The sequence below is a fragment of the Kocuria carniphila genome (assembly GCF_004136555.1).
In the GTDB taxonomy this organism is placed as follows: domain Bacteria; phylum Actinomycetota; class Actinomycetes; order Actinomycetales; family Micrococcaceae; genus Kocuria; species Kocuria carniphila.
In genome coordinates this window covers 42,511-57,113 of record NZ_NOIT01000013.1, presented here as the reverse complement: position 1 = coordinate 57,113, position 14,603 = coordinate 42,511, and the positions used below count along the sequence as shown (strand labels likewise).

The 14,603-nt window shown below is 63.3% G+C and carries 14 protein-coding genes and 1 riboswitch; of the genes, 1 reads left to right on the top strand and 13 read right to left on the bottom strand.

What is annotated here, in order from left to right:
* Window positions 1–91 precede the first annotated feature (91 nt).
* Complete coding sequence (locus tag EWV37_RS10745) at window positions 92–583, bottom strand: ribosome maturation factor RimP (RefSeq protein WP_129701534.1); 492 nt, start codon at window positions 581–583, stop codon at window positions 92–94.
* Between the two features lie 63 nt (window positions 584–646).
* Here EWV37_RS10745 and EWV37_RS10740 point away from each other — a divergent pair, with 63 nt between their 5' ends.
* Window positions 647–1,624 carry a hypothetical protein gene (locus EWV37_RS10740; RefSeq protein ID WP_129701532.1) on the top strand — a complete coding sequence of 326 codons (978 nt, stop codon included), beginning with the start codon at window positions 647–649 and terminating at the stop codon, window positions 1,622–1,624.
* Here EWV37_RS10740 and EWV37_RS10735 read toward each other — a convergent pair.
* The 12 genes from EWV37_RS10735 to EWV37_RS10680 all read right to left on the bottom strand — a co-directional run bounded on the left by EWV37_RS10735 (window position 1,611) and on the right by EWV37_RS10680 (window position 14,600).
* Window positions 1,611–2,417, bottom strand: coding sequence for a TSUP family transporter (locus tag EWV37_RS10735; RefSeq protein ID WP_129701530.1), 807 nt, complete (start codon window positions 2,415–2,417; stop codon window positions 1,611–1,613). The two genes, EWV37_RS10740 and EWV37_RS10735, sit on opposite strands and share 14 nt — an antisense overlap.
* Window positions 2,418–2,447: 30 nt before the next feature.
* Window positions 2,448–4,277, bottom strand: coding sequence for a proline--tRNA ligase (locus EWV37_RS10730; protein ID WP_129701528.1), 1,830 nt, complete (start codon window positions 4,275–4,277; stop codon window positions 2,448–2,450).
* A 100-nt stretch (window positions 4,278–4,377) separates the two neighbouring features.
* Entirely contained in the window at window positions 4,378–5,127 is a 750-nt protein-coding gene (locus EWV37_RS10725; protein ID WP_129701526.1) for a hypothetical protein, read from the bottom strand.
* Window positions 5,128–5,211: 84 nt separating this feature from the next.
* On the bottom strand, window positions 5,212–6,039 hold the full coding sequence (locus EWV37_RS10720; RefSeq protein ID WP_129701524.1) for a hypothetical protein: 828 nt from the start codon (window positions 6,037–6,039) through the stop codon (window positions 5,212–5,214).
* Window positions 6,040–6,130: 91 nt separating this feature from the next.
* Window positions 6,131–6,952, bottom strand: a complete 822-nt coding sequence (locus EWV37_RS10715) for a GNAT family N-acetyltransferase (RefSeq protein ID WP_238663216.1) — start codon at window positions 6,950–6,952, stop codon at window positions 6,131–6,133.
* 38 nt (window positions 6,953–6,990) lie between these two features.
* On the bottom strand, window positions 6,991–8,157 hold the full coding sequence (gene ispG / locus EWV37_RS10710; RefSeq protein WP_129701520.1) for a flavodoxin-dependent (E)-4-hydroxy-3-methylbut-2-enyl-diphosphate synthase: 1,167 nt from the start codon (window positions 8,155–8,157) through the stop codon (window positions 6,991–6,993).
* 180 nt (window positions 8,158–8,337) lie between these two features.
* The gene (locus EWV37_RS10705; protein WP_129701518.1) at window positions 8,338–8,994 is read right to left on the bottom strand and encodes a methionine ABC transporter permease; all 657 of its coding nucleotides are present in this window, start codon (window positions 8,992–8,994) and stop codon (window positions 8,338–8,340) included.
* Window positions 8,994–10,046: a methionine ABC transporter ATP-binding protein gene (locus EWV37_RS10700; protein ID WP_095796730.1), complete on the bottom strand. Its 1,053-nt coding sequence runs from the start codon at window positions 10,044–10,046 to the stop codon at window positions 8,994–8,996. The genes EWV37_RS10705 and EWV37_RS10700 overlap by 1 nt, the downstream gene beginning before the upstream one ends.
* Window positions 10,043–10,930, bottom strand: coding sequence for a MetQ/NlpA family ABC transporter substrate-binding protein (locus tag EWV37_RS10695; protein WP_165189395.1), 888 nt, complete (start codon window positions 10,928–10,930; stop codon window positions 10,043–10,045). Before EWV37_RS10695 ends, EWV37_RS10700 begins: the two co-directional genes overlap by 4 nt.
* A gap of 103 nt (window positions 10,931–11,033) precedes the next feature.
* A riboswitch (SAM riboswitch) is annotated at window positions 11,034–11,148 on the bottom strand.
* Window positions 11,149–11,180: 32 nt separating this feature from the next.
* Window positions 11,181–12,464, bottom strand: coding sequence for a 1-deoxy-D-xylulose-5-phosphate reductoisomerase (dxr, locus tag EWV37_RS10690; RefSeq protein ID WP_129701607.1), 1,284 nt, complete (start codon window positions 12,462–12,464; stop codon window positions 11,181–11,183).
* Between the two features lie 111 nt (window positions 12,465–12,575).
* Entirely contained in the window at window positions 12,576–12,845 is a 270-nt protein-coding gene (locus EWV37_RS10685) for a GlsB/YeaQ/YmgE family stress response membrane protein (protein ID WP_095796731.1), read from the bottom strand.
* A gap of 117 nt (window positions 12,846–12,962) precedes the next feature.
* Window positions 12,963–14,600: a solute symporter family protein gene (locus EWV37_RS10680; protein ID WP_095796732.1), complete on the bottom strand. Its 1,638-nt coding sequence runs from the start codon at window positions 14,598–14,600 to the stop codon at window positions 12,963–12,965.
* Window positions 14,601–14,603: the final 3 nt, after the last annotated feature.

Sequence of the window (14,603 nt, the reverse complement as noted above, 5' to 3'; positions counted from 1 at the left end):
CAAACAGCGCGCCACACATGGGAGGTGTGGAGCGCTGCGCGTGGGTATTGGCTAATTGTTCTTCGGGCTATGGTACATCCCCCGTGCGGGTTTAGATTTCGACCTCAACGCGCGCGCCACGCACGTTCTGGTAGTCCAGCCGCTCCGGATCCAAATACTTGATGGGCATGCCCTTCTTGGGCTGGTGCCAACGCTGGAGCACCGCGTGATCGTCGTGGGCTTCCAGCAGGCGGGCCGTGAAACGTTCGCCGTCCGCGGGGCGCACACGCACCAGGTGGCCGACATTGCGCTTCCAGTGTCGTGGGGTTTCCAGCTCGCGGGTGGCACCGGGCGTGGAGACTTCCAGTTCGTAGGGCGGTCCCGGAACGGGGTCGTGTTCGTCCAGCGCGGCGGAAATGTCACGGGAGACCTCGGCCAGGCGATCCAGGTTCAGGGCGTCCGTGCCGTCCGGCAGGTCCAGCACGATCCGCAGGGTCCGCTGGGAGCCCTTGGTCTCGAGATCGAGGTCTTCCAGATACAGTCCCGCGGTGGTGACCACTGGCTCCACGGCGTTGCGAATGGCGGTAGTGTCTGCCGAGCTCATGCGTTCTCCTTCGTGTCGGTCGTTCTCCCTATCATGGAACAACACCGGAGCTAGGGAGGAATCGTGGCCGCTGACCGCAGCATTCGCGCCTGGCCGTGGGTGATTGCGTTCCTGGCCATGGCGCTGGTCGCCGTCCTTGCGGCCGGTGCCTGGGCCACGTGGCGCCCGTTGTCCGAGTACGACGCCGCCCGGCTCACCGCCCGCGACATCGTCACCTCCGTGGATGAATCGCCCCGCGACGACGTTCCGCAAGACACCACGGATCGTCAGCTCTCCGCTCTCGGGCCCGCGGCCACTCCGGCGCAACGCGACCGGCTGGAAGACATGCGTGGCACAAATTCTGGACCGGATGCCACAACGGATACACCGGACCGCACACCGCAGGACGCTGCTTCCGCGGACACCGACCTGACCACGGCCATCTCCCGCATGACTGAACTGGCCACGGATCAAGAAGACCCAGACCTGGCAGCCACGATGGCCGGCATCGCGGCCTCGTGGTCCGCGGAAGTCACCCGGCAGGACGGAACCGCACAGCCATTGATGCAAAACGATGTATCCGACGAAAGAGCACCCGCGGATGCCGGAAGCCAGGAAGCCGAAGCAGAAGTGACCGAGCGGTGCACACCCGAGCTGACCGCCGTGGCCACGCAGATTGACCGAGCCCTGTTCACCGCTCAATCGGCCGATGCGCGCGGCACCGATTTCTCAGAAACCGCTCGGGCGCTCACCGGATGGCAGGAGAGTCTGCAGCGGATTCAGGACCACCCCGCGGTCGAGTCGTTGTACGAATGTGAGCCTCGCCCCGCACGCGGCGGTTACGAGTTACCGCGTGACATCGCGGATGACCCCGAGGCCGCGTCGGGTGAGGTGGCCCAAGACGTGTCTGCCTACGCTCAAGGCGCCATCAGCACGGTCACCTCCATTGAACGTGTCTGGCTCATGGATGTCCTGGAATCCTCGGCGCGTGCTCAGGCGCTACTGCAGCCTTCCGATCCCGTGCCCGCGTTGGCGGGTGAACACCAGGTCAGCGACCGCTGAGGATGTCCCATCCAAGCTTCACGATGAGCACGCTCACCACCACGAAGAAGATGATCCGGATAAAAGAACTCCCTTTCGCCACGGCCGTTCGGGCACCGATGTAGCCACCCAGCATGTTGCTGATGCCCAGCACCAAGCCGAGTCCCCACGGGATCGACCCGTTGGCCGTGAACACGATGAGTGCGCCGATGTTGGTGGCCAGATTGATGATCTTGGCCTTGGCGCTCGCGGCCAGGAAGCTATAGCCGAGCACCGAGACCAGCCCGATCACCAGGAAGGATCCGGTTCCGGGACCCATGACGCCGTCGTAGAAGCCGATGCCGCCGCCCAGCAGAACGGCCAATCCGTAGTGCCGCACGCCGCTGTGCCGCAGGGCCGTGAGCTGCCCCATGGTGGGGTGGGCAATGGTGAAAATCAACACACCGATCAGCGCTGCCACGATGATCGGCCGAAAGACCTCGGCGGGCAGCAAGGATGCGACCGCCGCTCCCCCACCTGAAGCAACGAGGGCCACCACCGCCATGGGAAGGGCGGTGCGAAGGTCCGGATGCACCCGGCGGTAATACGTGACCGCAGAGGTTGCCGTGCCGAAGATCGACCCCATCTTGTTGGTCGCGAGCGCCTGGACGGGGGTGATTCCCGGAATCATCATGGCAACGGGCAGCTGTAGCAGTCCCCCGCCGCCCACGACCGCATCGATGAATCCGGCGGCCAGGCCGGTCAGTACCAAGAGCAGCAGAAGGCCCGGGGTTGCGGATTCCAACCCCGAGCCTTCCAAGAACCATGCGTCCACACGGGATACCGGTGGTGACCGCGCGAGCGGTTACCGGGCCTCGGCCGATTCGGGCTGAACGCTGTTCGAGATTTCCGATTGCAGCTCTTGGACCACTCGGTCCCGGGCGATGTCCCGGCTGTCGCCGCTGCGGCGATCGCGCACCTCGAGCAGTCCGTCCTTGAGACCGCGTCCGATCACCAGGACCGTGGGAACACCCAGCAGCTCTGCGTCACCGAATTTCACGCCCGGTGAGGTCTTGGGACGGTCGTCGAAGATCACGCTCAGACCCGCGTCCTCGATCTCCTTGACGATTTCCTCGGCAGCTTCGAGCACCTCGGCACCCTTGCCCGTGGCCACCACGTGCACGTCGGCCGGGGCCAGGTTGCGGGGCCAGATCAGGCCCTTGTCGTCGTGGTAGTACTCGGCCACGGCGGCCAGCGCGCGTGTCACGCCAACACCGTAGGAGCCCATGGTCACGGTCACGAGCTTGCCGTTCTGGTCTAGCACCTTCAGCCCCAGAGCCTCCGCGTACTTGCGGCCGAGCTGGAACACGTGCCCCATTTCTACGCCGCGGGCAATCTCCAGTTCACCGGAACCGTCGGGTGCCTGGTCACCGGCTCGCACGCTGCAAGCCTCCAGGGTGGCGTCCCACGTGAAGTCACGCTCGGCCACCAGGCCGTACACGTGCATTTCGCTCACGTTGGCACCGGTAATCCAGCTGGTACCGGGCACCACGCGGGGATCCACGAAGTACGGGATTTCCGACTGGGACTTTGCACCCAACAGGGCATCGTCCCTGGTCATGCCGGGGCCGAGATAGCCCTTGACGATCTCGGGACGGGCCCGCAGCTGCTCGTCGCTGGCGGGTTCCACGTCCAGTTCGCCGCCCACGCCCAGAGCTTCGCCGATACCGGCCTCCACACGCTTGATGTCGATGTCACGATCACCGGGGATTCCCACGGCAACCAGTTGTTTCTCACCATCGGGAAGGATCACCGACAGCACCACGTTCTTGAGGGTGTCCGCGGCGGTCCACTCCCCCGATTCACGCGGGTGGAGCTCGTTGGAACGCTGGACGAGAGTCTCGATCGTGGGACTGTCAGGGGTCCTGTTCACCTGGGCGGCCGGAGCGGCGTCGTAGAAGATGGCCTCGGGCGGGACGGTGGTGACGGCCTCCACGTTGGCGGCGTAGCCGCCAGCCGACCGGACAAAGGTGTCCTCGCCGATGGGCGTGGGGTGCATGAACTCTTCGGACTGCGAACCGCCCATGGCACCCGACTGTGCCGATACCGCGACCACGGGCAGACCGAGACGCTCGAAGATCCGAACGTACGCGGCGCGGTGCTTAGCGTAGGACTCGTCCAGACCGGTGTCGTCCACGTCGAAGGAATAGGAATCCTTCATGATGAACTCGCGACCGCGCAGCAGACCCGCGCGAGGGCGGGCCTCGTCGCGGTACTTGGTCTGGATCTGGTAGAGCATCGCCGGCAGATCCTTGTACGAGGAGTACATGTCCTTCACGACCAGGGTGAACATTTCCTCGTGCGTGGGCGCGAGCAGGTAATCGGCGCCCTTGCGGTCCTGGAGCCGGAACAGGTTCTCGCCGTACTCGGTCCAGCGATTGGTGGTCTCGTACGGTTCACGGGGCAGCAGCGCCGGGAAGTGAACTTCCTGCGCACCGATCGCGTCCATTTCCTCGCGGACCACGGACTCGACCTTGCGCAGCACATTCAGCCCGAGCGGCAACCACGTGTAAATACCCGGAGCGGCGCGACGAATATAACCAGCGCGCACGAGCAGTCGGTGGCTGGCCACGTCTGCATCAACGGGATCCTCACGCAAAGTGCGGAGGAACAGGGAACTCAGGCGAAGCGGCACGAAGAGTCCTAACCGCCCGTAAACGGGCCTTCGAAAAAATGGCTGGTATCTGGTGGGATTCTATCCCCCAGATACCAGCCTCTCAGACCAAGATGGATGCTTACTGTTCAGAAATCTTGTTGGCGGATTCTTGCAGGATGGCCTCGATGTCCGGGGTTTCGGACGAGGCGCTTTCCGACTCACCGGATGCGCCCTGGCCACTGACCACGACAAAGGTGTTTCCGACCACGGCGGAGGCCTGAGTCATCTTGTTGGACTGTCCACCCATGTCCATGGTCATGTCCATGATGGAAGCTTCGGAGCCGTTATCGACCTCGATGTCACGCGGTTCGATGGTGGCTTCGATCTTGCTTCCCATGAGCTCCATCGTGAAGTCCTGGCAGTCTTCGTTCTGCTGGTTGGCGTTCTTCGCGTGCTCGGTGGCCTCGTCCCCGGATCCCAATGGCATGGCGCTCACCGCGAACTTCCCGCCCGAGGGTGTGGCCACCACGATGTTCTCAACGTGGCCGGAGGATGAGTCCAGGGCCGCCTTGACCAGGTCCTTGCATTGCGAGGGCTCGATGGTGGCCTGCTCCAACGCCTGCTCAATGTCATCCATCTGGGTCCCGGCGCTCTCCTGGTCCATGGCCTCGGCGGTCAGGGTCTGACCGTCCACTTCCACGCTGTTGAGCGCCGTGATCAATTGGTCCTGGGAGTAGCTGGCTTCGGGATCGGGTTCGTTACCTCCCCCGGAAGAACATGCCGTGAGCGCGAGTGCTGTGATCGCGACTGCCGCCGCGGCACGTGCGCCGCGGCGTCGGGGGGACTGAATACGAGAGAACGATGCGGGGGTAGTGGTCTTGGAGCCCATCGGAGATCACCTATTTTCGCCGGTACTGTCAGTTGTCTTCAGCGGCTGATCGCGCCACGCTCCAAAGGTAACCCGGTTCACACTTCACGCCGCGTGTTCACGCAGATTGTGAAGCACCTCGTTGGCCACGTCCGTGGCTTCGCGTTCGAGATCCTCGGCCGGCATACGTTGGCTGTTCATATCGCCGGTGACCAGGAAATCCGAATCGAAGTGCGCCACCGTGACCACCGCGTTGCCCAGGCTGGCTTGCACCAGCACGGTCTTGAGCGGTGCTCCCAACACCGTTCCGCTCACCTTGGCCGCTGAACTCTGCAACGCATCCACATCCACGTCCAGGGGCATCACCCGGGTCTGAACGCTGACACCGGACACCGTCATGGTCATGTCCTGGCAGCGCCCGTGAAGTTCGATGTTCTCGGTCACCCGTTCTCGAGCATCCTCGGCCGAATCCGTCAGCTCAACTGTGACGGCCGTGAGATTGTCCCGGCTCAACGCCTTGTACGAGTTCGTGGATGATGCCGGAACCGCCAGGTAGGACACTGCAGCGTCCCTCACGGGTTCGCAGATCTTGGGGTCCGCTTGGGCCCCCAACCCCAGTTCGCTGACCGCGCGGTCGCGCGCTCTACCCCCGGAGTCACCGCCGGTCTCGTTCGTACCCGGCGATGAAGGCTGATCACTGGCGGCTGTGCCCGCGCCCTGTCGAGTGGTGTACAACGACAACGGATTCTCCTCCGAGACCAGCACACCGTCCATCGACTGGCGTGCGTCTTCGGGCTCGACCACTATGTGGGACTCGGTGGAGTGCTGAGCTTCCGGTGAAGCGCAACCAGAGAGCATATACAGTCCCAGGCCGGCGCACATGCGCGTACCCACGATCGAGACGCGCTTCGTTGCGCGCCTGGTATTCTTCATGGCAGTCAATCCCCTCCCCAGGCAATCGACCTCAATGGTACTGACCAGTTACTGGCTTGCCGTTCTCCCGGAACAACATGACGGGCCCTGACTACAGCAGAACGGTCGCGAAGGTCCCGGATCTCTCAAAACCGACCCGGCGATACGTGGCCAGGGCCGGGGCATTGTAGGAATTCACGTAGAGACTGACCACGGGAACATATGTCCTAGCCAACGCAACCACAGCGGCCATACAGGGTGCCGCGAGTCCTTGACCGCGATAGGCAGGATCGACCCACACGCCCTGGATCTGGCACACCCCACCGCTGATGGAACCGATGTCCGCTTTAAAGAGGACTTTCCCGTCCGTGTCGTTGGTGAGCACCGCGGTTCGTTTCTCACGCAGCAGCTGCTCCACACGCTTGCGGTAACTCTGAGCACCATCCACGAACGGTGAATAGCCCACTTCTTCTTCGAACATGGCCGCGGCCGCGGGGAGCACGCGGGAGAACTCCGAGATCTCGGCCCACCGCACTCGACGCGAGACGTGATTCAACTGTTCAGGGGCTGGGTCCTGGTCCATGGCCAGCAGCGGTTGCTCTGGACGCACGTCGAAGGGAAGCGGCCACGAACCTTTAAGGCGGTTCCAGAGCCCCATGACGGGATCCGCGGGGCCGAAAATCGACGCGTAGTGAGCCCCGCCCCGCGCCAGATAATCAGCCACGAGGTCCTGCCCGGTCTCGTCCAGCGCCACGGGGACCACGTTGGTACCCACCCAGCAGGCACCCACGAGTTCCTGATCCGGGTTCATGACGCCCACCACGGGCGGAGGGCGGCGACGTCGTGCGGTGCGCACCGAATCGACGTGGGAGCCCACGAACACCGAGGAGACCGCGTGACGCGCCAGGAGCTGGTCCAATTGGGATTGGGGCACTGCCCCGGGAACCAGCAGACGCGTCACCCGGTATCGGATCATCCGGCCGTCACGACCGGGGCGCCCTCTACGGGCTGACCGTTCTCGTCGAGCTCCATGTCCTCGGCCATGCGATTCGCCTGCTCCAGCAGGGTCTCCACGATTTGGTCCTCGGGAACGGTCTTGATGACCTCACCCTTGACGAAGATCTGTCCCTTCCCATTACCGGAAGCAACACCCAGATCGGCTTCGCGAGCCTCGCCAGGCCCGTTGACGACACAACCCATCACGGCCACGCGCAACGGCACGGTCAGGTGCTCGAGACCCTTGGTGACGTCGTCGGCGAGCTTGTAGACATCCACCTGGGCGCGGCCACAGGACGGGCAGGAGACGATCTCCAGCTTGCGCGGGCGCAGGCCCAGCGACTGCAGAATCTGGTTGCCCACCTTGACCTCTTCGACCGGTGGTGCGGACAGCGAGACGCGAATGGTGTCGCCGATGCCCTGTCCCAGCAGAATGCCGAAGGCGGTCGCGGACTTCACGGTGCCCTGCAGCGCGGGCCCGGCCTCGGTCACACCCAGGTGCAACGGCCAGTCACCGCGCTCGGCGAGCAACTGGTAGGCGCGCACCATGGTCACGGGGTCGTTGTGCTTGACGGAGATCTTGAAATCGTGGAAGTTGTGTTCCTCGAACAAAGAGGCTTCCCAGACGGCGGACTCCATGAGTGCCTCCGGGGTGGCCTTGCCGTACTTCTCGAGCAGGCGCTTGTCCAGCGATCCCGCGTTCACGCCGATCCGGATGGACACGCCCGCGGCCTCGGCTGCGCGAGAAATGCCCTCGATCTGATCATCGAACTTGCGGATGTTGCCCGGGTTCACGCGTACCGCGGCACAGCCGGCATCGATGGCCGCGTAGACGTACTTGGGCTGGAAGTGGATGTCAGCAATCACCGGGATCGGTGACTTCTTGGCGATGATGGGCAACGCATCAGCGTCATCCTGGGACGGGCAGGCCACACGCACAATGTCGCAACCAGCTGCGTTGAGTTCTGCGATCTGCTGCAGCGTGGCGTTGATGTTGGTGGTGGGCGTGGTGGTCATCGACTGCACGCTGACCGAGAAATCCGATCCGACACCCACGGACCCCACCTGGATCTGACGGGTCTTCCGTCGAGGTGAAAGGACCGGCTGGGGTGCAGCGGGCATACCGAGACTGACCGAACTCACGAATTGCCTCCAGAAGCTTGTTGGCCGGGGGTGCGCAAGGGCACTCCCCGATTTATTCACCTTCCATTGTGCCACCTTGCCGAGAGCCTGCAGCCGGACGTGAGCAAACGAACGCCCAACGACGCCGCCCCGGGCCTTCCGTGGGAAGGCCCGGGGCGGGATTCGTAGCGGTTGTCCTCGCTAGCGGCGCATGATCTTGCGCGCCAACCAGTTGCCGAAGAACTGAACCAACTGCACCAGAATGATGATCACAATCACAGCTGCCCAGGTGACCTCGTCATTGAAACGCTGGTAACCCAGACGCAACGCGAAGTCGCCCAAACCACCAGCGCCAATGGCACCGGCCATGGCGGACATGTCCGTGATGCCGATGACCAAGAAGGTGTAACCCAGCACCAGCGGGCCGAGAGCCTCGGGCAGGATCACCGTGGTGATGATCCGGAACCGAGACACACCCATGGAACGAGCGGCCTCAACCACACCGGGATCCACGCTCATCAGGTTCTGCTCCACGATGCGCGCCACAGCGAACGTTGCACCAATGGTCATGGCGAAAATCGCGGCGTTGGGACCCAGTCGGGTGCCCACGACGGCCTCGGTGGCCTGGCCAAGTGCGGCCAGCAGAATGATGAACGGGATGGGGCGGATGAAGTTCACCAGGAGGTTCAGCGCGGTGAAAACCGCGGTGTTCTCCAGGATGTTGCCCCGACGGGTGACGTAGAGTCCCACGCCGACCACCAGCCCGATAAGACCGGCCAACACCAGGGTGACTGCCACCATGTACAGGGTCTCGCCGGTGGCCGAGAGCAATTGGGGTCCCAATAATGACCAATCCATCAGCGGGTCACCTCCTCTACCTTGGTGATTTCACGCAGCCGAACAATGGTGTTCTCCACGGCGGTGTCCGGACCGTTCAACGACAGCGTCAACGTGCCGAAGGACCGCGACTGCAGCATGGAGATGCCACCGAACGCGATGTTGAACGTCACGCCGTCCCGGGCGCACTCCGAGAGAACGGAGCCGATCCGGTTCTGGTCGGTGACATCCACCAGGATCAGGCGACCCGGGTGTTCCTCGCGCAGCTTGGCGATCTCGTCCTCACGGGGAACGGTGCGCATCACCGAGGAGACGAACTTCCGTGTGGTCTCGGCCTGGGGGTAGGCAAAAACGTCCGACGTGGTGCCCATTTCGACCACTCGGCCGCTGTCCATCACGGCTACGCGATCCGCGATGGAACGCACCACGTCCATCTCGTGGGTGATCAGCACAATGGTGATCCCCAGTTCCCGGTTGACCCGCTTGAGCAGTCCGAGCACTTCCTGGGTGGTTTCGGGGTCCAGCGCCGAGGTCGATTCGTCCGCGAGTAACAACTCCGGATTGGAGGCGAGGGCGCGAGCAATGCCCACGCGCTGCTTCTGCCCACCGGACAGCTCTTCGGGATAGTTCTTGGCACGGTCCGTCAGTCCCACGAAGTCCAGCAGCTCGGTCACTCGTCGTTTGCGCTCCTCGGGCTTCCACCCGGCACGCTTGAGCGGATACTCGATATTGCCCGCCACGGTGCGCGAGTTGAACAGGTTGAACTGCTGAAAGATCATGCCGATCTTGCGGCGGATGGGTGCCAACTGCACCTCGGACTTACCGTCCACCCGGTTACCCGCAACCTCGAGCGATCCGGAGCTGATGGGCTCCAGACCGTTGATCAATCGCACGAGGGTGGACTTGCCGGCTCCGGAGTACCCGATCACGGCAAAGATCTCGCCCTTGGTGATGTCCAGGGTGACGCTGTCCACGGCGTTGACCACTCGCGGTGCGCGCTTGGATCCGCCCGTGTAGACCTTGCTGACGTCCCGGAAGCGCACCAGGGTGCGCTCACTGGATACTTCCGTCACTGGGTCTGTTCCTTCAGGTCTTCCTGGTACCGCGTCAGCAGATCCTTGAGTTCCTGCTGGTCCACCTCTGTCGGGACAGCGGTGCCCTTGCTCTCCTCGTCCTCGGCCTTCAAGACCTTGGGGTCGTAGTAGAAGCTTGCAACCTTCTTGAGAGTTTCGTTGTCGGCGTTGGCCTCGGTAGCAGCGAACAGGTTGTTGAAGACCTTGGCGCTGTCCTGCTTGGGATCATCCGATGCGAGAGCGGACTTGGGATCGATGTTCGCTCGGCCCAGGAAGTCGTTGTTGATCACGGAAGCCGCCACGGAATCCATTGACAAAACAGTCTGTTCGGCGGACACGGGACGCACAGAGACCTTGGACTTCTCGGTGTCGATATCGCCTTCGGTCGGGGCAATGGTGTCCTTGGTGAATTCGACCAGCCCCTCCTGCTTGAGCAGGTTCAGCGCACGACCCAGGTTGATCGAGTCATTGGGAATCGCGATCTCGTCGCCGTCCTTGATCTGGTCCAGGGAGTCGTACTTGCTGGAGTACATACCCAACGGGTAAATCGCGGTGGACCCGACCGGTGTGATGGTGTCACCAGAGTTGTTGTTGTAGTCAGCAAGGTACGCGGTGTGCTGGAACCAGTTCATGTCCACGTCGCCGCTCTTGGTGGCGGGGTTCGGCTGGTTGTAGTCGCTGAAATCCACGTACTCGACGGTGATGTCGTTCTCGGCAGCGACTTCCTTGAGCGCGTCGTGAGCGGGCTCCGAGCCGACGATGCCAATGGTGACGGTGCCGTCCGCAGCAGGATCGGAGGATTCAGAATCTCCGCCGCCGCACGCGGTCAAGGTGAGGCCGATGGTGGTGGCCAGCGCAAGGGGGATCAAACGGTGAGATCGCACGATGTGCCTTTCCGAGGTGTGAAATGTTCTGGGCGATTAACAACTGAAAGCGGTACGTCCGAGGACACACCGCAGTTGCAAGGCTCGTGCTAGTTGATTCGGGAAACCGCACTTGCCGGGAGCTACGTTAACCGCGGCCGGATGGTCATCTGGGGCACCCCGCTACGGGAGAGGGTTGCCGTCCGGCCAGCCAGAGCTTGACGCCGGATCTCGTCATCCGCGGCAAAGCCTAACATGGGGCCGGCGGTGATCAGCGTGCGCTGAAACGCTGCGCAATAAACTGATCCGCCCGGTTCCTGGCCCAGCCCTCGGCGCCCAGGACGTCCTCGAGCCGCGGGGTCGTGTCGCCCTCGTGTTCATTCACGACCACCGCAACGATGTCCACGATGGTCGTGAAGTTCACCTCACCCCGGTGGAAGGCGTACACGGCCTGCTCATTGGCCGCGTTGAACACGGCCGGCCAGGTGCCGCCCAGCGTCCCGGCATGCTTCATCAGCTCGATGGCGGGGAATGCCTCGGTGTCCAGCGGCTCGAAGGTCCAGTGCGCCGCTTGCGTCCAATCGCACGACGCCGCCGCGCCGGGAATTCTGTGGGGCCACCCCATACCCAGGGCAATGGGCAGTCGCATGTCCGGCGGTGATACCTGGGCCAGGGTGGAACCGTCCACGAACTGGACCATGGAATGCACCACGGACTGTGGGTGCACGGTCACGTCTATCCGGTCCAGGGCAACGTCGAACAACAAGGATGCTTCCAGGACCTCAAGCGCCTTGTTGACCATGGTGGCCGAATTGGTCGTGACCATCACCCCCATGTCCCATGTGGGGTGTTTCAACGCCTGCTGGGGCGTGACCGTGGTGAGTTGATCCCGGGACATCCCTCGGAAGGGTCCGCCGGAGGCGGTGAGGATCAATCGGTCGACTTCGCTCGAACGGCCTCCCCGCAGCGCCTGCGCCAGAGCCGAGTGCTCGGAATCCACCGGGATCAGCGGGGTCTCCAGGCCGGTGGCGGCCGCGGCCTGTTTGACCAGCGGGCCGCCCGCGATGAGGGACTCCTTGTTGGCCAGCGCCACGGGCGTCCCCGCGTGTAATGCGGCGAGCGTGGGAGCCAGTCCGATGGACCCGGTGATGCCGTTGAGAACAACATCACAGTCCGAGTGTTCCGCCACGCACGTTGCGGCCTCAGGCCCGTGGAAGATCTCGGGGGTGAAGCCTGTCAGGCCCTCCCCCGAGGCTCGTTGGGCAATGAGTTCTTTCAGTTGCCGGGCGTGGTCGGCCGTGCCACTGGTTCCGACCGCGGCCACACGTTCTCGGACGGCCTGCTCCGCCAGCACCGGCAGGTTGGACGTTCCGGCGGCCAAGGCCGTGACCGACAGCGGCGGGTGCCCCGCGGCGGCGTCGCCCTCGCCCGGTCGCCGCAGGCCACGCGCGGAGGCGACGACGTCGAGCGCTTGCGTACCGATGGAGCCCGTGGAACCCAGAATGACCACGCGCCGGGGATGCTTGCCAGTGGCGCTGTCGAGTTCGGGGGTCATGGTCAGGGGTGCGTCAGACATGGTCACCAGTATCTCGTGGATCGGAGGAGCTCAGCACATACAACAAGGGCGCCACCCGGAGGTGACGCCCTCGTTCAGTGATGCCGTGGATCAGCGACGAGCGCCCTTGCGGCCGGTCACTGCACCGTAAATGAACAGCACGATGAGTGCGCCCACGATTGCGGTGATGATGGTTCCGATGTCGAACACGGATTCCAAGGATCCGATGCCCACCAGGCTGCCCAGGAAGCCGCCCAGGATGGCACCGATGATGCCCAGGATGATGGTGACGATGATGCCGCCACCCTGACGACCCGGCATGATGAGCTTGGCGAGTGCGCCAGCGATCAGGCCCAGGACGATCCAGCTAATAATGCCCATGATTCCTCCAGTTTAGCTGTTTGCTTTAACACGAGGTCGTCGCGTTCGTATGCCTTGGTCAGCGTACTGACTGCCAGCTTCCTATCAGGTTACAGGAGAAATCGTCAGGACACTCAATCAGTGATCGACTGCCTTCTCAGCACCAACGCCCGTCAAGGAACGAACTTCCATCTCGGCCTGCTTCTTGGGATCCTCCGGCCGACGCTCGGACATGGAACCGAGGAAGCCCAATAGGAACGACAACGGAATGGAGATGATGCCCGGGTTGGACAGCGGGTAGATGGCGAAATCTGCACCCGGGATCATGGACGTCTCAGCGCCCGACATCACCGGCGAGAAGATGATCAGGACCACGGAGCTGATCAGACCTCCGTACATGGACAGCACGGCACCGCGGGTGGTGAAGCGCTTCCAGTACAGCGAGTACAGGATCGTGGGGAGGTTGGCCGATGCGGCGACCGCGAAGGCCAGTGCCACCAGGAACGCGATGTTCTGACCCTGGGCGCCGATACCGCCGGCGATCGACACCAGGCCGATGATGACCACGGTGGTCTTGGCGACGCGCAGTTCCTGCTTGGGGTCGGAATTGCCGTTCTTGATCACGGATGTGTAGATGTCATGCGCGAAGGACGCTGAGGCCGTGATGGCCAGACCGGCGACGACGGCAAGGATGGTTGCGAAGGCCACTGCGGCGATCAAACCCATCAGGATGGAGCCGCCCAGCTCGTAGGCGAGCAATGGAGCGGCCGAGTTCACGCCACCGGGGGAATTCAAGATCCGGTCGGAGCCGATCAACGCGGCTGCGCCGAAACCCAGCACCAGGGTGAAAAGGTAGAACAAGCCGATCAGGGTGATGGCCCACACCACGGACTTGCGTGCTTCCTTGGCGGTGGGAACCGTGTAGAAGCGCATGAGCACGTGCGGCAGACCGGCGGCACCGAGCACCAGAGCCAGGCCCAGCGAGATGAAGTCGATCTTGGTGATCTCACTCAAGCCGTACTTCAGTCCCGGATCCAGCATGGCGGGGTTGTTATTGGTTTCCACTGCGGCGCCCAGGATGGCCGAGAAATTGAAGCCGAACATGGCCAGGATCCACACGGTCATCACGGCAACACCCGTGACCAGCAGGCACGCCTTGATGATCTGGACCCACGTGGTGCCCTTCATGCCGCCCACCAAGACGTAGACGATCATGATGATGCCCACAACCACGATGACCAGTGACTGACCGGTCTTGGAACCGATGCCCAACAGCAGCGACACGAGAGCACCCGCGCCGGCCATCTGCGCCAGAAGGTAGAAGAAGGTCACGGCCAGGGTGGAAATGGACGCCGCGACGCGCACTGGACGCTGACGCAGGCGGAAGGAGAGCACGTCCGCCATCGTGAACTTACCGGTGTTTCGCAGCGGCTCGGCGATGAGTAGCAGGGCCACGAGCCACGCGACGAAGAAGCCGATGGAGTACAGGAACCCGTCGTAACCCTGCAACGCAATGGCCCCCACGATGCCGAGGAACGATGCCGCGGAGAGATAGTCGCCCGCAATGGCCAGGCCGTTCTGGGTACCGGAGAACGATCGGCCGCCCGCGTAGTAGTCGGCCGCCGTGGATGTCGACTTGGAAGCGCGGATTACGACGACCAGCGTGACCACGACGAATGCCAGGAACACGCTGATGTTGATCCACGGAGTACCGACGGTTTCGGTGTCAGTGGCGGCATGGATCGCCGGAAGTGCCGCATTAGTGATGTTGATCATGAT

Coding starts and splice junctions, on each gene's coding strand:
- EWV37_RS10745 (WP_129701534.1), bottom strand. CDS start 583: ATGAGCTCGGCAGACACTACCGCCATTCGCAACGCCGTGGAGCCAGTG.
- EWV37_RS10725 (WP_129701526.1), bottom strand. CDS start 5,127: ATGGGCTCCAAGACCACTACCCCCGCATCGTTCTCTCGTATTCAGTCC.
- EWV37_RS10720 (WP_129701524.1), bottom strand. CDS start 6,039: ATGAAGAATACCAGGCGCGCAACGAAGCGCGTCTCGATCGTGGGTACG.
- EWV37_RS10705 (WP_129701518.1), bottom strand. CDS start 8,994: ATGGATTGGTCATTATTGGGACCCCAATTGCTCTCGGCCACCGGCGAG.
- dxr (WP_129701607.1), bottom strand. CDS start 12,464: ATGACCCCCGAACTCGACAGCGCCACTGGCAAGCATCCCCGGCGCGTG.
- EWV37_RS10685 (WP_095796731.1), bottom strand. CDS start 12,845: ATGGGCATTATTAGCTGGATCGTCCTGGGCCTGATCGCTGGCGCACTC.
- EWV37_RS10680 (WP_095796732.1), bottom strand. CDS start 14,600: ATGATCAACATCACTAATGCGGCACTTCCGGCGATCCATGCCGCCACT.